We start from the raw sequence: 19,276 nt of genomic DNA, 5'->3' as shown, positions 1-19,276 counted from the left end.
ATTTGTTTTAATTTCTCATTTAATAGTTTTTCAGATTCTTTTACCACAGTGACTTCTACTAATTAACATGAGTCATTTTATTTTCAATTGAAATGCCATCTGGTTTATAGTGTAACTTCATATTTGTCAGTACTTCTGTTGCACCCATATGAATCCCTACTTGTTGTAATGTTTTGATTAAGAGCATTATTTCATCAAAGTTTCCTTCTACAACTGTCTCCATTGGTCCAATTTTGTACTTTAATCCTGATTCTTTTACAACTTCGACCATCTTTGGGATAACCCCGTCTGTGTTCATATCTTTACCATTAGGAAGAACTTGAAATCCTGCAGTTACTGTTGACATCATCATTCTCCTTTCTAGCTTTATTATTTCTATACCTTATTCATAGTTAATATAAACATCTGACTAGAATTAAGTGGCAAAAGTTTATATCTAAACGTTTCATTAAGTTAACTATAATCGCTATAATAGTATGAGGAGTAAAATAAATTGAAATGAGGTGACGAGATGATTGAAATGCTAAAATACCTCAAACCTTATCGAGTGAAGTTGACTTTTGTTATTTTGTTTTCAATGGCTGCGATATTATAAGAGTTATATTTGCCAACCTTAATGGCTGAAATAGTGGACGTTGGGATTGTTAATCGTGATGTTCCGTTTATCCTGCAAACAGGTGCTTTGATGCTTGGATGTTCACTGATGGCTATTTTATTAATGGTTGGAGTAAGTTACTTTGCTTCTAAAGTATCGCTGGGTTTTGGAAGGGATATGCGTAGAACGATGTTTGTACATACAGAGCATTTTTCACTAGATGAATATGAAAAGTTTGGCTCAGCTTCCTTAATTACTAGAACGACAAATGATGTAAAGGTTGTCCAAGATGTTATTAATATGATGCAGAGAATGATGACCAGAGCACCATTAATGTTGATTGGTGGAGTTATTCTTGCCGTGTCCCGGGATAAGTATTTGTCACTCGTTTTTCTAGCTGCTCTACCAGTTTTAGCTTTGATTATTTTTCTTGTGGCAAGAAAGGCAATTCCATTGTTTTCAGCTTTACAGAATAAAACAGATCGACTAACTCTTATTTTAAGGGAGGCTTTAACAGGGGTAAGAGTTGTTAGAGCATTTAATAGAGGAGATCATGAGAGAAAACGCTTTAATGCAGCAAATGAAGATTTTCAAGATACAGGAATAAAAGTTGGCAAGTTAATGGCTTTTATGTTTCCGATCATGTTAATTATTATGAATTTTACCAATATCGCCATAGTTTGGTTTGGGGCTATTAGGATCGATAACGGAGATATGCAAGTTGGTAATCTATTAGCATTCATTCAATACGCCGCGATGATCTTAATGTCATTAATTATGCTTTCAATGGCTTTTATTATGATTCCGCGTGCTCAAGTATCAGCTAAACGTTTAACAGAGGTATTATCAACTAAACCAACAATAAAAGATCCTGAAAGAGAAGATAAAAGCTTTCCAACCAAAAGAATCATTGAATTTAAAGATGTAACATTTCGCTATGAAGGAGCGGAAAGACCAGTACTTGAAGAGATCACTTTTACAGCAAAACCTGGTGAAACAACTGCAATTATCGGAAGTACAGGTGCAGGTAAAACAACGTTGCTGCAGCTAATTCCTCGTTTTTATGATGTGGAAAGCGGAGAAATTCTCATTGATGGACAAAATATACAATCCTTTAAGCAAAGTGCACTTCGCAAGCAGATTGGCTATGTTCCACAAAAAGCTACGCTGTTTAGTGGGACGATTGCGGAAAACTTATCGTTTGGTAAAGAAGATGCATCAGAAGAGGAGATGTATGCTGCTTTAAGAACCGCTCAAGCAATTGATTTTGTTGAAAAAAGAGATCAAGGGATACATAGTAAGTTAGAACAAGCAGGTGTAAATCTCTCTGGAGGACAAAAACAGCGATTATCTATTGCTAGGTCACTAGTGAGAAAGCCTAAAATTTATTTATTTGATGACAGCTTTTCGGCATTGGATTATAAAACAGATCGTTTGCTTCGACATGAATTAAAGAAAGAAACAGGAGATGCAACAATGATAATTGTGGCTCAACGTGTTAACACGGTAAAAGATGCTGAAAAAATCATTGTTCTAAATGATGGGAAGATTGTCGGAGTTGGCACTCATCAAAAGTTATTACAAGAAAATAAAGTTTATCAAGAAATCGTAGCTTCTCAAGAGGATGGGGAGGTGAGTGCATGAGTGACAATAAGCGACGTGGCGGACCTCCTGTAGGTGGAGGTATGAGACACGGCCCCGGAATGGTTGTCGAAAAACCAAAGGATTTCAAAAAAACGTTTAAAAGACTTGTAGGTTATTTAAAGCCTTGGAAAAATCGGATGATTCTTGTTGCGATCGCGGCTATTTTTTCTACTTTGTTTAATGTAATTAGTCCCAAATTATTGGGAGATGCCACTTCTTCTATTTTTGGCAGTTTTACATCAGGTTCTGCTGTGGACTTTGATTTTATTTCAAGGATTTTATTACTTTTAATTGGTTTATACCTTTTATCTTCTATTTTTTCTTATGCACAACAATATATTATGGCTTCTGTTTCACAGCGAACGGTTGCTCAGCTTCGAAGGGAAGTAAATGAGAAATTATCACGGTTGCCCCTTAAGTATTTTGACAAACACTCTCATGGTGATTTGTTAAGCAGAGCGGTAAATGATATTGATAACATTAATACATCCCTACAACAGGCACTAACACAAGTAATCAACTCTTTTATCTCATCATTGGGATTATTATCATGATGCTTGTTATTAGTCCTCTTTTGACATTAGTAGTAGTAGTTACCATTCCACTTAGTTTAACGGTTGCGAGTATTGTGACGAAGTTTTCACAAAAACACTTTGTTAAGCAGCAGGAAGAGCTTGGCAACATCAACGGTCATATTGAAGAAATGTTTACCGGACATCAGGTGGTGAAGGCTTTTGGTCATGAAAATAAGTCGATTGCAACCTTTGATTCAATCAATGATCGGCTGTATGAATCAAGCTGGAGAGCCCAGTTTATTTCTGGATTAATGATGCCGTTAATGAGTTTTGTTGGGAACATAGGGTTTATTATTGTAGCGATATCAGGTGGCTTGCTTGTTATTAATGGAAGTATTCGTGTTGGGGATGTTCAAGCTTTTATTCAGTATACACAGCAAATTTCTCAACCATTAGCTCAGGCTGCGGGAATTGCTAATATGATTCAAGTTGCCATTGCTTCAGCTGAACGTGTATTTCAACTGTTGGACGAAGAAGAGGAAAAACAGGAAGAGGATGCTGCTGTTAAAGTATCTGAGCTTAAAGGACATGTTGTTTTCGATTCCGTACGGTTCGGGTATGAGAAAAATCAGCCAATTATCAATGATGTAAGTCTTGAGGTAAAAGAAGGACAAACTGTTGCCATCGTAGGTCCCACTGGTGCTGGCAAAACGACAATCGTGAATCTTTTAATGAGATTTTATGAATTGGATGGAGGGTCTATTAAAATTGACGGTGTTTGTTTGACTGATATGAGTAAAGAGCAGGTTCGAAGTTTGTTTGCTATGGTGCTGCAGGACACCTGGTTATTTAGTGGAACTATTCGGGAAAATATTGCTTACGGAAATGAACATGCCGCAAATGAAGAGATTGAGGAAGCTGCAAGAAATGCCTATGCTGATGATTTTATCCGAACATTACCTGACGGCTATGAAACGATGCTAGGAGAAGACGCTACAAATTTATCACAAGGACAACGACAGCTTCTCACAATAGCACGAGCCATTTTAGCAAAACCAAAGATTCTTTTACTTGATGAAGCAACGAGCAGTGTTGATACAAGGACAGAAATGAAAATTCAGCAGGCGATGACAAAACTTTTGGAAGGAAGAACAAGCTTTGTGATTGCACATCGGTTATCTACCATCCGTGATGCCGATCTTATTCTCGTCATGAATCAAGGAGATATTATAGAAAAAGGAACACATGAGGAGCTTCTTGAAAAAGGAGGTTTTTATGCTGATTTACATCAGAGTCAGTTTACTGAAAATGAATCAGCTTCATAAAAGATAGGCCATGAAATAGGAAATGGGAGAGGGAGGAAGAAAAGTGAGTTATATTGTTGATTTAGTAGTGGATCAAAAGGCTGCTCTAGGGGAAGGACCTCACTGGAATGGAGAAGAGCATGTATTATATTGGGTTGATATTATGGGGAAAAGACTTCATCATTATGATCCTATAACGAAAGAAAATAAGACATTTACATTCAATCAGTATGTAGGAGCAGCGGTACCCGCACAGCCAGGAAAAATACTTTTAGCCATGCATGATGGAATTTATCGTTTTGATTTAAAGACTGAGGAACTACTATTAGTTGCAAACCCAGAAGAAAATCAACCTAATATACGATTTAATGATGGTAAATGTGACAGCTCAGGTCGCTTCTACATAGGAACAATGGCTTTAAATATCGAGAAAGGCAAAGGGTCATTGTATCGTTTGGATCCGTCTGGACAAATTCAAAAAATTCTTTCTTCAGTGACAATATCGAATGGTTTAGCATGGAGTCCTGATGAAAAGTTTATGTATTATATTGATACTCCTACTGGGGAAGTGGCGGTCTTCTCTTATGATAAACTAACTGGGAATATTAGTAGTAAGAAGACATCTATTGTTATTCCGAATGAAATGGGTTCACCAGATGGTATGACAATTGATTCAGACGGGATGATTTGGGTAGCACATTGGGATGGTTCGAGAGTTACACAATGGAATCCTTATACAGGAAAACAGTTAGATGAAATTGTAGTTCCTGTTAAACATGTTACTTCGTGCACATTTGGTGGGGAACATTTAGATGAACTGTATATCACAACAGCTCGACAAGGATTAAGTGAAGAAGAGCTGGAGAAATATCCATTGTCTGGAGGGCTTTTTAAAGTGAAAACAAAAGCAAAGGGCATGAAGGGATATGGCTACAAAGGATAATTCATTTTATTGTATTGGCTCATGGTGTGGACTAAGTAATTGAGGAGCTAAGAGTATAAAAATGCAAAAGCAGGGGAGTTTACCCTGCTTTTCATTGTTTATAAAATTATAACGAGGCACTTGCGCTATTGTTCTTAAGTTGATGAACAATTTTCTCAGCGGTTTCTTTTCCATTTTTGATACATGCACCAATACCAACTCCAAAATAAGACGCACCAGCTATAAATACATTGGGTGTATGTTCCACTAATTTCTCTCCAAGTGATGTGATTGCCTGGTTATGTTCAAGATGATAATTTGGCATAAGCTCATTCCAGTTAGTCACTTCGACAACTTCTGGTTTTGCCGTTATGTTAAGACTTTTGTGAACATCATCCAAGGCAGTCTCAATTATTTCTTCTCTATTCATTTTTTTTATTTTTTCATAAGCAGGATTAGAGCTTTTATAGAAAAGACGAACAAGCAATCTTTGTTTTTCTGAAGTATGAGCCCATTTTCTACTCGTCCAAGTACATGCATCACAAAGTAAATCACTATTTTCCGTTACGATAAAGCCAGTACCGTTTGCGGGAAGCTGTTGATCAGGAACATCAAATCCAAGATAAACACTGATGAGTGAAGAGTTTTTCAATTTATTAAATTCCTGGTCAAGCTCTTTAACCGTTAATAATTTCTGTGCTGCATCATGCGGAGTAGCCAAAACAACATAGTCAGCTTTAATTGAATCATGCTGATCAAAGGATAATTCATAGCCATCTTGTACCTGTTTAAGGGTTTCTGTTTTTATGCCTTTTAAAATGTGAGTATCTGATAACTGATCCTCAAGTTGATCAATGATTGTAGATAGTCCACCTTTAAATGATAGGAATTTTTTATTATTTGCTGAAAGGAATTTTTCTTTATTTTTGGACATTCCTCGTATAATACTGCCGTATTGATTTTTATATTCTAATAGATATGGAAGAGTTGAAGCCATTGTGAGTTCATCTAGTTTCCCGGAATAAACACCTGAAAGAACAGGGGAAATTTGATCTTCAACTAATTCTTTGCCCAAAAAAGCTTCTAAGAAAGCTCCAATCGAACTATCACTAGTAAATGTCTCGTTTTTCTTCACAAAATCTTTTAGAGCGATTATTTTACCCTTTGGTGAGATTAATGTGCTGTTAAATAATGACCCAATACTTGTTGGAATCCCGAAAACAGAGTCTGCTGGTATTGGTTTTAATGTGTTTTTAGAATAAATATACGAAATACCTGTTTCGTTATAAACTACCTTATCTTCTAGTTGTAAATCATGTATAAGAGGTATTACTCCTTCATTTCTTGCAACAATAGAGTCAGCACCTGTTTCCATAATAAAATCCGCGTTTTTAACAGATTTTATCTTTCCTCCTAAGTACTTGTTTTGTTCTACAAGGATACAATTTATATTTAAATTTTGTTCTTTCTTAAGCTTTTGTAAATAAAACATGGCAGTAAGACCTGTTATTCCACCACCTATGACAACAACTGTTTTCATCGATTTTTCACTCCTAACTCTAAAAGCACACAAATTATATAAATACACCTAATCATAATCATTATATATGTTATTACCTTACGTCACATAATTCTTTCATACTCGTTCAAAAAGATGAAACATAATAGTAACAATTTATTCAAGATTTTTGGACACTCTATGAAGGAAGCGGAAAATGGTGAATACTTTTTTCAATCTATACTTAATGGAGGTAGAAAAATGAAAAGAAAAATGGTTACATACGTACTAACTGGAGCACTTGCTATGGGAATAATTGGGGCAAGTCCTGCTTTAGCTGAGAAGGGACCAGGGGAAGGGCACCCTCACCACAAGATGAATCGTGATTTTTTAGAAAAAAGAGCAGAAGAGTTAGGAATTGAAGCAGAAGGAAAAGAAACTGAACAATTAGCTAAAGAAGTACATGAAGCAAAAATTATCGAAAAAGCAAAAGAAATGGGAATAGAAACGGAAGGAAAAGAAGTAGAAGAAGTTGCAAAAGAATTAAGAGAAACTCACATTATGAACAAAGCAAAAGAGTTGGGAATTAAGACAGATGGAAAAGACATGGAGGATATTGCGAATGAAATTAGAGAAACCCTCATTATGAATAAAGCTAAAGAGCTGAATATTGATACAGAGGGGAAAACTCTAGATGAACTAGGCAAGGAAGTTTTTGAGGTTGGCATAAAGAATGAAGCAAAAAAATTAGGGATTGAAACAGAAGGTAAGGATATGAAGCAGCTTGCAAGAGAGGTTATTGATAAGAAAACGTTACAAACTGCTAAGAAGTTAGGAATTGATGCAAAAGATAAAACAACTCAACAACTTATGGAGGAAATCTTTACAAATTACAAAGATGAAGCGAAAAAACAAAAGCTTTTTCCTTTTGATGAAGAAAGAGATTTTCATTTTATGAGACATAAAGAGGAACATCCTAAACAGAAAGGTTCAGAGTAAAAATAAGTACCCCGTAAGTGGGGTACTTTATTTCATTTATTGCTTTACCCTTGATTTTCGTAGTCTTTGATTAAATAAGACTCCCCCACCTATTCCTATGAAACAAAGGCCAGTTAGTAAAATGTTGTACATAGAAGTGGCTGTATCTGGTAGAGCATGTCCACTTTTCACCATTGTTTGCTTTGGTTTTTCCACCTTTGGAGCTTCATCTTGAGTTTCTTTTTCAGGTTGCTCTGTAGGGGCTTGATCTTCATCTTCATTTGTATCACTTGGAGGTTCTTCTTCCTCTGGTTGTTCAACGTCAACTGGAGGCTCCTCATCTTCTATCGGATCTTCAACTTTAGGAGTGATATTTGAGATTTCAATCGTACTAATACTTTCTCCTAAAGCAGTTTTTACATAAATGGTATAAACACCATTCTCAGTAACAGTAAAGGAGTTGTTTTCTACGAGATTTCCCTCGTTTACAAAATCAGATGCAGTTTTTTCTCCAGAAAGCCATTTGATTTCTATAGTATGTTCAATTTTTTCAAGTGTAATGGAAACAGGTTCTGCTGTTTCTTCCTCAGTAGACAAGATTGGGTTTATCATAATTGGGTTTAATTCATTAAGCCGATTTGTTGCAAGCAGAGCTAACGCTTGTTGACCGGAAATCGTTGGATGAATATCTCCTGGTATGATGTAGTCCTGTTGCTTACCATTAAAAGCAGAATAGGCATCAAGATATTGTACACCTTGTTGGGCTGCTATTGTTGAATATACCTTGCTGTTTACACTGTTCGTAATCATTTCACCTAACATATGTATACTTCCGTAGATTGGATCATTCATACCGAATGGGTTATATAACGAATATAATAAAATTGGTGCATCTGTTTGTCCTTTTATAAGAGTAATGATTTCTGTTATATTGTTGTATACTTGAGCAGTCGCAGCTGCAACCTTTTGTTGAAGCGCTTCTGGATCAACGGGCTGCTGATTCTCTATAATTTTACTTAGTTCAATTGCTTGTAACAGGTCATTTGCTCCAATACTTAATGTGACAGTTTCAGCTTGTTGGAGCTTTTGTTGGGATTCTTCCGTTTTTATGGCTTCAAGGAGCTGAGTTGAAGTCCATCCAGGATAGCTGACATTTAAAACCTCTGTATTTCCGTTACCTATTAGAAATGGGAAAGCATTTTCCGATTGAACAGGAGGAGTCTGTGGTTGTTCCAAATTCCACCCAAATGTAATGGAGTCACCAAGAGAAACAACTGTTAATGTTTCTTCCTGTTCGGCTGCAGTTTGTCGATAATAATAAAGTTAATGCAGTGAAAATAACAAGAATTAGTGATTGTTTTTTATATTTATTCAATTGCTGTATCCCCCTAGTCATTAAACGCTTTCATTTGTGATAAACTGTTTTATTTCGAAAATTTGTGCTAGATGTCTTTGTTCATGATAACCAACAAATTCAATCCATTGTTTAATCGATAAAATTGGGAAAACAGGGTGTTTAAATCCTCGTGTTGTAAGGTCCTGCTCTGGAGGTATAGAATCAATAAGTTGTAGGAGTTGATTTCGAGATTGAGACAGAGCTTGTAAAATGTCGTTTTTATTTACTACAATTGCTGGAGTAATCGCTGCTGGTGCCATTCTTTTTGTGGAACGATCTAATGTTAGCTTAAGTGGTTGATCTGGAAGAGGTTCTTGCTCTGGTAAGGTTAACATGTACTTTATAGCTTTCGTAATCTCCACCTCAGTTTTATGTAGGTGTTCAAGAACTTGTCCAACACTCCATGTTTGTTCGTTTTCTCTATCATTAAATAAATGTTCTGGAATGTCATCAACAGTATGTAGAATTTCTTGACGTATATTTTCAAGTTGAATGATCATTGTACTCCTCCTTGAGTTAGTATTTTTTCATACAAAAAAAATAAATATGAAATTAATACTATTATACTACAAAGATTTTCCAACTCTATTATGAATTCTTCTACAAATTTCGCAACTATTCTATTACGTTTCATGGTAGAATATTGTAGGTTTTTGAATGATAGGAGGAACGACTTTGAACTCTCCGCGCTTTTTTCCTTATGCAGCTCTGGTTGTTGGTGTACTTTCTGTTTCAACTTCAGCTATTTTTGTAAAGATAACATCAGCTCCTGCTCCGGTTATTGCTTTTTATCGATTGTTTTTTGCGACGATTCTTATTTTGCCAATATTTCTAATCAAACATCGCTCAGAATTGAAGGTCTTATCAAAAGTAGATTGGTTATATTCAACGATAGCCGGTGTATTTTTAGCTTTTCATTTCATTCTTTGGTTTGAATCGTTAAACTATACATCAGTCGCTAGTTCTGTAGTTTTAGTAACTCTTCAACCGTTGTTTGCGTTTGTGGGAACATATTTGTTTTTTAAAGAAAAAGTTTCAAAGATGGCTTTGTGTAGTGGAATTCTCGCTATCACTGGGAGTATGATCATTAGTTGGGGCGATTTTAAAATAAGTGGTCTTGCTTTGTTTGGGGATATTCTTTCTTTAGTAGCATGTGCAATGATTACCGCATATTTGCTCTTTGGACAGGGAATTAGAAAAAGACACTCGCTTACTTTATATACATTCATTGTATATGGAATTAGCTCGTTAACTCTATTACTCTATTGTTTAATCTTACAATATCCCTTAGGTCCTTATCCGACATCAGACTGGTATAATTTTATTTTATTAGCCATTATTCCAACATTACTCGGACACTCATTATTCAATTGGTCTTTAAAATGGGTTAGCACAAATACAATATCCGTGATGATTTTGTTCGAGCCAGTTGGTTCAATAATCCTTGCATATTTCTTTTTAGGAGAAAAAATGATTCCATCTCAAGTAGTGGGAGGAAGTATTATTATGGTTGGGATTATGCTTTTTGTATTAGAAAAACAAATAAAAAAATACATGCGCAAAGAACTAAAGCCTGCCAGCTAATGCTGGAGGCTTTCATTTTTTGTTTGGAGTGATTGATTCTCTTCTTTAATATACTGTGATTGTAAATCTTCTATGGTAATACCAGTTGCTTTAGTAAATCCCTCATTAAAATCATTAGTTTTTGCCGTTTCTATAATGATTGATTTAAGAATTGATTCTCCGAATTGATCAACGAGATACTTAATTGCATAATAACTTTGCAAATAAACATCATAATCTTCTAGACGATATTTTTCCCAGTCTTTATGTGTCACAAGATGGGAAAATGAGGTTTCTTGAAAGGGATAATAGCGATGTGCAACGTTATACATACCAACATACTCTGCAACTCCCTCATGAAACCATAGAGGAATTCTATAGACGTAAAGTTCTTGCTCTTTAATATAAGCTTGTAATCGATAGTGAGTATATTCGTGTAAAATGGTGCTTTGGAAATAAAATGATTGTGGCATTTGATTTGAGACGATATCTGATAAGTCCGTTATGGCAATCCCGACAATATCATTCGGATCGTCAAAGTAGCCCATAGTCTGAACTAAGGAGGTTTTTTCATAAAGATCTTCTATAGAAGAATGAAGAATAAGATCAATCTCGTTATCGTGGACATCACCCAAAAGATTTGTTGTAAGTTCATCAGCACGATTTAGAACATCCTCTATAATTGGGATTAGCTCTTTCTCATGTGTTTCATAATAAATCATTACATTTTTGTATGAGCTCACCATTTTATCCTTCTTCATCGCTTGATAATCTGCAATGGTTACTTTATTTGATTGAAAAGGTATTAAATAAAGCTGGTACTTCTCCTCAAGTGTTAAATTTCCTCCCAACTCACTAGATATCATAAGATTGATGGAAAAAAAGTAGATGGAAAAAAAGAAAGTGAATGTTGTAATGATCATAAAAGAAACAATGCCACTCCGCCCTTTAAAAAACCAAAAGGTAAATGTCTTTTTCAAAGTTATCAAAATATAGACAAAGAAACAGAATAAAGCAAAAGATGTTAATGTCATAATGATGCTGAAAGCAAAACTGACTTTAATGTGAAAAAATAAATGGAAACAAACAAAACATACAAATAGTAAAATAAGAGTAAAGCTGGAGTATATAAGGTTTTTACATACCAATTTAAATGTCTCCAAAGCAACCTCCTGCAAAGGTGAATCTTTATTGATATTTATGAAGCAGGAGTGGTAAAAATGACGTTTGAAGGTAAGGACGTGCATAAGATTTTTCAAAAAAACTCGCCGTTTGACGAGTTTTTAAAATTAAGATGAAATGTAGAAAATCGAACATAAGTAAGCAAAGGTAAAACCTAAAGGAATGCTAAATATTAAAGACAAGCCTTGAACAGGACCCTCTTCATTACTAATTCGAATTGCCTCTTTATAGCCATAAGAGAAATGAAATAGTGATAGAAATAATGTTAATAATATAATTCCATAAGATATAGTCATCTCTTTTTCCTCCGTTTATAAATCTATTATTTCTATTAATAGATGCCGAAAGAATTGAAAATATGAATGTTTTTCTACAAAGTAGAATTTATTCGTGCGGAGAGATAAGGTAATAAGGGGTTTCATAGAGTTAATAGTGTTTACTATGATGATTACTAATTATTTATGAAAAATAGAAAAACCTTGGCGAGGGGCCAAGGTTTTGTTAGAGTTATTTTCTTATTATTAATCTAGGAGAAGTTACTAATAGTAAACTAACAACAATTGCAGAAACGATCATTGTTGGAATCATATAAGAAGCATTATAAACAATAGAGTATGTTAGTACAGGAGTACCTTCAGGTGCGAACGACGCAAAAAATGCAACACCCGCAACAACATGTGCGACCATTCTTAGTAAGCTTCCAAGTAATGCCCCAAGTGTTATATAAAGAATCGCTAATTTTTTACTATTATTTTGAAAAGCGTTTTGAATCTGCTTGAAGAAGACTCCACTAAACCCAACAACAGTAAATGCCAGGTAGTAATCAAGAAACCCTTGAACAGGATGGACAATATAAGGATTACCAAGAACAGCTTGTAAAAGGCCTAGTAACAAACCAGTTAGAAGTCCTCCTTTTATTCCCCAACCATAAGCAATGATAAAAATTGGGATCATGCCCAGTGAAATGGAACCGCCCTGTGGTAACTTACCAATAACACTTGATAATAAATCAAGTAAAAAGGCCAGTGAAGCTAACATTGCAACTTCGATTAAAAATAATAAACGTTGATTTCCTCGCAAACTAATTACCTCTCTTTTACATCAAACCAAAAGGCAACCTTATTTTAGCCTCAAAATAAAAAAGCAATGATTGGAATGATCATATAATCCAAGCATTACTTTAAACATGATCTTCCACATCCCTACACTAGTATTAACTAACAGGTTCAAAGGGTTAGAATGGTAAACATTCAATCTCAGCTTAAAGGCTCCCCTTGTGGTTTAAATATTTATTTTAGTCATTACTATACAGGATCTCTGTGCTTACTACAACTATAAATATAGAATAAATAAGAGTTTAGTCTACAGTGTAATGAAAGGTGAGAATAAAACATATAATTCATCAGAATTGTCCAAGAGGTGAATGTATGGGTATTAAAAAACTATTCAACTTTAAAAATCCAGCACTAATAAAACAAATGAAAGTAGCAAAAATAGAAAGACAATACGGTGGTATTATTCATCAATTAGAACTTGATGATTTTTGGGATAGTCTTCAAAGTTATGAAAGAGCATTTATTAGAAATTGTATAAAGTGGTCCTTTGGAGGAAGGATTCAGCCTAAGGATTTAGATCACCCTGACAGTCATGCCAAAACAAAAAGAAGTGATTGTGGTTTTTTATTAGGAAATGTTTCTTGGGCTTTTGAATCAAAGGAATATCTTCTTGCTGAAAAATTATTAATTGAAATCATTAACCGTACGAAGCGTCCTTTTATTTTGCACCGTGCCCACCAGGAATTAGTTAAAATGTATTATGCTCAAAGTGAGGAAGATGATAAAATACTATATAAATGTAAAGAACTCTGTGAATATCATATTGAGTTAGCACCTTTAATACTCACAGAAGCATTAAAGAAAGATATTACCCCCCCTGAAATTTTAGCATTTAAATTATTAAAGGATATTTTAGATAAAGAAGGTAAATTAAAAGAGCGCGAGAATATATCTTTGCTTGAAGAACAATATTATAGAGGGGCAATGAATGAAGGTGGCTGATTGTCATCTTTTTTATTTTTTTAAAAGTGCTTGTGTTTATAAAATAAACGTGATATATTATTAAACGTCGCTTCTGAAGCAGACAAAAAAACAACACGAAAAAATAGGTGTTGACGAGAAGATTACTAAATGTTATATTGGTTAAGTCGCTTCTGAAACGGAGCTTGAAATGATCTTTGAAAACTAAACAAAACCAAGCGTGCTAAAGTTAATCTTACTGAGATTAACAAAAGTAAGTAATGTACTTTTATAGTACAAGTTATTATGAGCTATATCAACTCTTTATTGGAGAGTTTGATCCTGGCTCAGGACGAACGCTGGCGGCGTGCCTAATACATGCAAGTCGAGCGAACCAATGGGAGCTTGCTCCCTGAGGTTAGCGGCGGACGGGTGAGTAACACGTGGGTAACCTGCCTGTAAGATTGGGATAACTCCGGGAAACCGGAGCTAATACCGGATAACATTTTGAACCGCATGGTTCAAAATTGAAAGACGGCTTTTAGCTGTCACTTACAGATGGACCCGCGGCGCATTAGCTAGTTGGTGAGGTAACGGCTCACCAAGGCAACGATGCGTAGCCGACCTGAGAGGGTGATCGGCCACACTGGGACTGAGACACGGCCCAGACTCCTACGGGAGGCAGCAGTAGGGAATCTTCCGCAATGGACGAAAGTCTGACGGAGCAACGCCGCGTGAACGATGAAGGCCTTCGGGTCGTAAAGTTCTGTTGTTAGGGAAGAACAAGTACCAGAGTAACTGCTGGTACCTTGACGGTACCTAACCAGAAAGCCACGGCTAACTACGTGCCAGCAGCCGCGGTAATACGTAGGTGGCAAGCGTTGTCCGGAATTATTGGGCGTAAAGCGCGCGCAGGCGGTTTCTTAAGTCTGATGTGAAAGCCCACGGCTCAACCGTGGAGGGTCATTGGAAACTGGGGAACTTGAGTGCAGAAGAGGAGAGTGGAATTCCACGTGTAGCGGTGAAATGCGTAGAGATGTGGAGGAACACCAGTGGCGAAGGCGACTCTCTGGTCTGTAACTGACGCTGAGGCGCGAAAGCGTGGGGAGCGAACAGGATTAGATACCCTGGTAGTCCACGCCGTAAACGATGAGTGCTAAGTGTTAGAGGGTTTCCGCCCTTTAGTGCTGCAGCAAACGCATTAAGCACTCCGCCTGGGGAGTACGGTCGCAAGACTGAAACTCAAAGGAATTGACGGGGGCCCGCACAAGCGGTGGAGCATGTGGTTTAATTCGAAGCAACGCGAAGAACCTTACCAGGTCTTGACATCCTTCGCTACTTCTAGAGATAGAAGGTTCCCCTTCGGGGGACGAAGTGACAGGTGGTGCATGGTTGTCGTCAGCTCGTGTCGTGAGATGTTGGGTTAAGTCCCGCAACGAGCGCAACCCTTGATCTTAGTTGCCAGCATTAAGTTGGGCACTCTAAGGTGACTGCCGGTGACAAACCGGAGGAAGGTGGGGATGACGTCAAATCATCATGCCCCTTATGACCTGGGCTACACACGTGCTACAATGGATGGTACAAAGGGCTGCAAGACCGCGAGGTCAAGCCAATCCCATAAAACCATTCTCAGTTCGGATTGCAGGCTGCAACTCGCCTGCATGAAGCCGGAATCGCTAGTAATCGCGGATCAGCATGCCGCGGTGAATACGTTCCCGGGCCTTGTACACACCGCCCGTCACACCACGAGAGTTTGTAACACCCGAAGTCGGTGGGGTAACCGTAAGGAGCCAGCCGCCTAAGGTGGGACAGATGATTGGGGTGAAGTCGTAACAAGGTAGCCGTATCGGAAGGTGCGGCTGGATCACCTCCTTTCTAAGGAAAATGAGGCACGCTTGGTATTTTGTTTAGTTTTGAGAGATCATTCTGATCTTTCTATATAAGTAAGACTCAATACATAGGAGTCTAAATGCAAAGTGCATTTGAACATCCTGTGTTTTATGTTCCTTGAAAACTAGATAACGAAAACAATTCAAGTAATTCACTGAGTTTAAACGCTTAGTTTAGTGATTCTCTTAATAAATGTTAATCAAGATATTAAGTTTGATCTTATGTCTTGAGACAAAGGAGAAGCGAGAAGTTCGAGGCGACGACCTGATGAGGAGCGGAGTGTACGAGAGTACATGAGCACCCTTAGCTCGGGAAGTCAACGAAGAAATTCGACGCTTATCGTTTGTCGAAGGTTAAGTTGTTAAGGGCGCACGGTGGATGCCTTGGCACTAGGAGCCGATGAAGGACGGTACTAACACCGATATGCTTCGGGGAGCTGTAAGTAAGCTTTGATCCGGAGATTTCCGAATGGGGAAACCCACTGCTCGTAATGGAGTAGTATTTTTACCTGAATACATAGGGTATTAAAGGCAGACCCGGGGAACTGAAACATCTAAGTACCCGGAGGAAGAGAAAGCAAACGCGATTTCCCAAGTAGCGGCGAGCGAAACGGAAGAAGCCCAAACCAAGAGGCTTGCCTCTTGGGGTTGTAGGACACTCATGTACGGAGTTACAAAGGAACGGAGTAAATGAAGAGGTCTGGAAAGGCCCGTCAAAGAAGGTAACAACCCTGTAGTTGAAACTTCGTTCCCTCCAGAGTGGATCCTGAGTACGGCGGGACACGTGAAATCCCGTCGGAAGCAGGGAGGACCATCTCCCAAGGCTAAATACTCCCTAGTGACCGATAGTGAACCAGTACCGTGAGGGAAAGGTGAAAAGCACCCCGGAAGGGGAGTGAAAGAGATCCTGAAACCGTGTGCCTACAAGTAGTCAAAGCCCGTTAATGGGTAATGGCGTGCCTTTTGTAGAATGAACCGGCGAGTTACGATCCCGTGCAAGGTTAAGTTGATAAGACGGAGCCGCAGCGAAAGCGAGTCTTAAGTAGGGCGAATAAGTACGTGGTCGTAGACCCGAAACCAGGTGATCTACCCATGTCCAGGGTGAAGTTCAGGTAACACTGAATGGAGGCCCGAACCCACGCACGTTGAAAAGTGCGGGGATGAGGTGTGGGTAGCGGAGAAATTCCAATCGAACTTGGAGATAGCTGGTTCTCTCCGAAATAGCTTTAGGGCTAGCCTTGAAATGAGAGTCTTGGAGGTAGAGCACTGATTGGACTAGGGGCCCCCATCGGGTTACCGAATTCAGTCAAACTCCGAATGCCAAAGACTTATGTTCAGGAGTCAGACTGCGAGTGATAAGATCCGTAGTCAAGAGGGAAACAGCCCAGACCACCAGCTAAGGTCCCAAAGTATACGTTAAGTGGAAAAGGATGTGGAGTTGCTTAGACAACCAGGATGTTGGCTTAGAAGCAGCCACCATTTAAAGAGTGCGTAATAGCTCACTGGTCGAGTGACTCTGCGCCGAAAATGTACCGGGGCTAAACGTATCACCGAAGCTGTGGACTGTTCTTTTAGAACAGTGGTAGGAGAGCGTTCTAAGGGCTGTGAAGCCAGACCGTAAGGACTGGTGGAGCGCTTAGAAGTGAGAATGCCGGTATGAGTAGCGAAAGAGGGGTGAGAATCCCCTCCACCGAATGCCTAAGGTTTCCTGAGGAAGGCTCGTCCGCTCAGGGTTAGTCGGGACCTAAGCCGAGGCCGAAAGGCGTAGGCGATGGCCAACAGGTTGAAATTCCTGTACCACCTCCTCACCATTTGAGCAATGGGGGGACGCAGAAGGATAGGGTAAGCGCGCTGTTGGATATGCGCGTCCAAGCAGTTAGGCTGACAACGAGGCAAATCCCGTTGTCACATAAGGCTGAGCTGTGATGGCGAGGGAACTATAGTACCGAAGTTCCTGATTCCACACTGCCAAGAAAAGCCTCTAGCGAGGTGAGAGGTGCCCGTACCGCAAACCGACACAGGTAGGCGAGGAGAGAATCCTAAGGTGAGCGAGAGAACTCTCGTTAAGGAACTCGGCAAAATGACCCCGTAACTTCGGGAGAAGGGGTGCTTTTTAGGGTGAATAGCCCGGAAAAGCCGCAGTGAATAGGCCCAGGCGACTGTTTAGCAAAAACACAGGTCTCTGCGAAGCCGCAAGGCGAAGTATAGGGGCTGACGCCTGCCCGGTGCTGGAAGGTTAAGGGGAGAGGTTAGCGCAAGCGAAGCTTTGAACCGAAGCCCCAGTAAACGGCGGCCGTAACTATAACGGTCCTAAGGTAGCGAAATTCCTTGTCGGGTAAGTTCCGACCCGCACGAAAGGCGTAACGATCTGGGCACTGTCTCAACGAGAGACTCGGTGAAATTATAGTACCTGTGAAGATGCAGGTTACCCGCGACAGGACGGAAAGACCCCGTGGAGCTTTACTGTAGCCTGATATTGAATTTTGGTACAGCTTGTACAGGATAGGTAGGAGCCTGAGAAGCCGGAGCGCTAGCTTCGGTGGAGGCGTCGGTGGGATACTACCCTGGCTGTATTGAAATTCTAACCCACAGCCCTGATCGGGCTGGGAGACAGTGTCAGGTGGGCAGTTTGACTGGGGCGGTCGCCTCCTAAAATGTAACGGAGGCGCCCAAAGGTTCCCTCAGAATGGTTGGAAATCATTCGTAGAGTGTAAAGGCACAAGGGAGCTTGACTGCGAGACCTACAAGTCGAGCAGGGACGAAAGTCGGGCTTAGTGATCCGGTGGTTCCGCATGGAAGGGCCATCGCTCAACGGATAAAAGCTACCCCGGGGATAACAGGCTTATCTCCCCCAAGAGTCCACATCGACGGGGAGGTTTGGCACCTCGATGTCGGCTCATCGCATCCTGGGGCTGTAGTCGGTCCCAAGGGTTGGGCTGTTCGCCCATTAAAGCGGTACGCGAGCTGGGTTCAGAACGTCGTGAGACAGTTCGGTCCCTATCCGTCGTGGGCGTAGGAAATTTGAGAGGAGCTGTCCTTAGTACGAGAGGACCGGGATGGACGCACCGCTGGTGTACCAGTTGTCTTGCCAAAGGCATAGCTGGGTAGCTATGTGCGGAAGGGATAAGTGCTGAAAGCATCTAAGCATGAAGCCCCCCTCAAGATGAGATTTCCCATCACATTAGTGAGTAAGATCCCTGAAAGATGATCAGGTTGATAGGTCAGAGGTGGAAGCGCGGTGACGTGTGGAGCTGACTGATACTAATCGATCGAGGACTTAACCTATTAGAAAAGCGGAAGAAGCTCGTTCAAATCCATAGGGAATTGGAGCGATCGAGATGAAGTCGTTCTTTGACTTCTTCGAGAGAGTGAAATTGCCGTAGGATTTAGCTTCTGGAGCTGGACATGTAAAAACGTAAACTCAGTAGTGAATTGAATTGTGATTCGTTATCTAGTTTTGAAGGAATATATTTTCTTTAAAAAACATATTGATTTTTCGATAAAATATTATATAATAGATTTTGTCGCTAAAGGTCATATTATATATCTGGTAATGATGGCGAAGAGGTCACACCCGTTCCCATGCCGAACACGGAAGTTAAGCTCTTCAGCGCCGATGGTAGTTGGGGGTTTCCCCCTGTGAGAGTAGGACGTTGCCAGGTATAATGGAGGATTAGCTCAGCTGGGAGAGCACCTGCCTTACAAGCAGGGGGTCGGCGGTTCGATCCCGTCATCCTCCACCATAGTTTTTTCGCGCCAGCGAAAATAACTTACC

Annotated in this window: 12 protein-coding genes, 1 tRNA gene, 3 rRNA genes, 2 pseudogenes and 1 riboswitch; of the genes and pseudogenes, 11 read left to right on the top strand and 7 right to left on the bottom strand. The window is 39.3% G+C overall.

Translation table 11 applies throughout. From position 1 onward, the window contains the following. Window positions 1-58: 58 nt before the first annotated feature. Window positions 59-346, bottom strand: a complete 288-nt coding sequence (locus LPC09_RS19830; RefSeq protein WP_231308086.1) for a thiamine-binding protein — start codon at window positions 344-346, stop codon at window positions 59-61. 165 nt (window positions 347-511) lie between these two features. Here LPC09_RS19830 and LPC09_RS19825 point away from each other — a divergent pair. From LPC09_RS19825 to LPC09_RS19815, 4 genes and pseudogenes are all read left to right on the top strand, one after another. Beyond that, window positions 512-2,239, top strand: a pseudogene (locus LPC09_RS19825) (ABC transporter ATP-binding protein). Continuing rightward, a pseudogene (locus tag LPC09_RS27680) lies at window positions 2,236-3,149 on the top strand (ABC transporter permease); the annotation flags it as partial. The pseudogenes LPC09_RS19825 and LPC09_RS27680, both read left to right, overlap by 4 nt. 84 nt (window positions 3,150-3,233) lie before the next feature. Beyond that, complete coding sequence (locus LPC09_RS27675; protein ID WP_442920045.1) at window positions 3,234-4,079, top strand: ABC transporter ATP-binding protein; 846 nt, start codon at window positions 3,234-3,236, stop codon at window positions 4,077-4,079. A 43-nt stretch (window positions 4,080-4,122) separates the two neighbouring features. Beyond that, entirely contained in the window at window positions 4,123-5,001 is an 879-nt protein-coding gene (locus LPC09_RS19815; RefSeq protein WP_231308085.1) for an SMP-30/gluconolactonase/LRE family protein, read from the top strand. 106 nt (window positions 5,002-5,107) lie between these two features. Here the strand turns inward: LPC09_RS19815 and LPC09_RS19810 are convergent, their stop codons facing one another. Then, on the bottom strand, window positions 5,108-6,520 hold the full coding sequence (locus LPC09_RS19810; RefSeq protein WP_231308084.1) for a protoporphyrinogen oxidase: 1,413 nt from the start codon (window positions 6,518-6,520) through the stop codon (window positions 5,108-5,110). A gap of 219 nt (window positions 6,521-6,739) precedes the next feature. On the opposite strand from LPC09_RS19810, the gene LPC09_RS19805 reads away from it, so the two are divergent. Continuing rightward, window positions 6,740-7,477 (top strand): hypothetical protein, encoded by a 738-nt coding sequence (locus tag LPC09_RS19805; protein WP_231308083.1) that lies wholly within the window; start codon window positions 6,740-6,742, stop codon window positions 7,475-7,477. A gap of 36 nt (window positions 7,478-7,513) precedes the next feature. Here the strand turns inward: LPC09_RS19805 and LPC09_RS19800 are convergent, their stop codons facing one another. Together LPC09_RS19800 and LPC09_RS19795 are read right to left on the bottom strand one after the other, a co-directional pair. Further along, window positions 7,514-8,692, bottom strand: a complete 1,179-nt coding sequence (locus LPC09_RS19800) for a GDSL-type esterase/lipase family protein (protein WP_231308082.1) — start codon at window positions 8,690-8,692, stop codon at window positions 7,514-7,516. A gap of 159 nt (window positions 8,693-8,851) precedes the next feature. Next, the gene (locus LPC09_RS19795) at window positions 8,852-9,352 is read right to left on the bottom strand and encodes a DinB family protein (RefSeq protein WP_098798967.1); all 501 of its coding nucleotides are present in this window, start codon (window positions 9,350-9,352) and stop codon (window positions 8,852-8,854) included. A 175-nt stretch (window positions 9,353-9,527) separates the two neighbouring features. Here LPC09_RS19795 and LPC09_RS19790 point away from each other — a divergent pair, with 175 nt between their 5' ends. After that, entirely contained in the window at window positions 9,528-10,436 is a 909-nt protein-coding gene (locus LPC09_RS19790; RefSeq protein WP_231308081.1) for a DMT family transporter, read from the top strand. Here the strand turns inward: LPC09_RS19790 and LPC09_RS19785 are convergent. The 3 genes from LPC09_RS19785 to thiT all read right to left on the bottom strand — a co-directional run bounded on the left by LPC09_RS19785 (window position 10,433) and on the right by thiT (window position 12,677). Beyond that, window positions 10,433-11,338, bottom strand: coding sequence for a peptidase MA family metallohydrolase (locus LPC09_RS19785; RefSeq protein ID WP_141549724.1), 906 nt, complete (start codon window positions 11,336-11,338; stop codon window positions 10,433-10,435). The two genes, LPC09_RS19790 and LPC09_RS19785, sit on opposite strands and share 4 nt — an antisense overlap. Window positions 11,339-11,704: 366 nt before the next feature. Next, the gene (locus LPC09_RS19780; RefSeq protein WP_098798970.1) at window positions 11,705-11,893 is read right to left on the bottom strand and encodes a hypothetical protein; all 189 of its coding nucleotides are present in this window, start codon (window positions 11,891-11,893) and stop codon (window positions 11,705-11,707) included. Window positions 11,894-12,104: 211 nt separating this feature from the next. After that, the gene (thiT, locus tag LPC09_RS19775) at window positions 12,105-12,677 is read right to left on the bottom strand and encodes an energy-coupled thiamine transporter ThiT (RefSeq protein ID WP_231308080.1); all 573 of its coding nucleotides are present in this window, start codon (window positions 12,675-12,677) and stop codon (window positions 12,105-12,107) included. Between the two features lie 102 nt (window positions 12,678-12,779). Beyond that, a riboswitch (TPP riboswitch) is annotated at window positions 12,780-12,882 on the bottom strand. A 142-nt stretch (window positions 12,883-13,024) separates the two neighbouring features. On the opposite strand from thiT, the gene LPC09_RS19770 reads away from it, so the two are divergent. The 5 genes from LPC09_RS19770 to LPC09_RS19750 all read left to right on the top strand — a co-directional run bounded on the left by LPC09_RS19770 (window position 13,025) and on the right by LPC09_RS19750 (window position 19,244). Beyond that, complete coding sequence (locus LPC09_RS19770) at window positions 13,025-13,654, top strand: hypothetical protein (RefSeq protein WP_098798972.1); 630 nt, start codon at window positions 13,025-13,027, stop codon at window positions 13,652-13,654. Window positions 13,655-13,936: 282 nt separating this feature from the next. After that, window positions 13,937-15,487, top strand: a 16S ribosomal RNA gene (locus LPC09_RS19765). Between the two features lie 366 nt (window positions 15,488-15,853). Continuing rightward, window positions 15,854-18,786, top strand: a 23S ribosomal RNA gene (locus tag LPC09_RS19760). Window positions 18,787-19,047: 261 nt separating this feature from the next. Beyond that, a 5S ribosomal RNA gene (rrf, locus tag LPC09_RS19755) occupies window positions 19,048-19,163 on the top strand. The 16S, 23S and 5S rRNA genes sit together here with 1 tRNA gene alongside, the layout of an rRNA operon. Before the next feature lie 5 nt (window positions 19,164-19,168). After that, window positions 19,169-19,244 (top strand) — tRNA-Val (locus tag LPC09_RS19750). Window positions 19,245-19,276: the final 32 nt, after the last annotated feature.

This window comes from Metabacillus sp. B2-18 (assembly GCF_021117275.1).
GTDB lineage: Bacteria > Bacillota > Bacilli > Bacillales > Bacillaceae > Metabacillus.
Note: the sequence above shows the minus strand (reverse complement) of the source record. Positions and strands in the feature narration are given on the sequence as shown.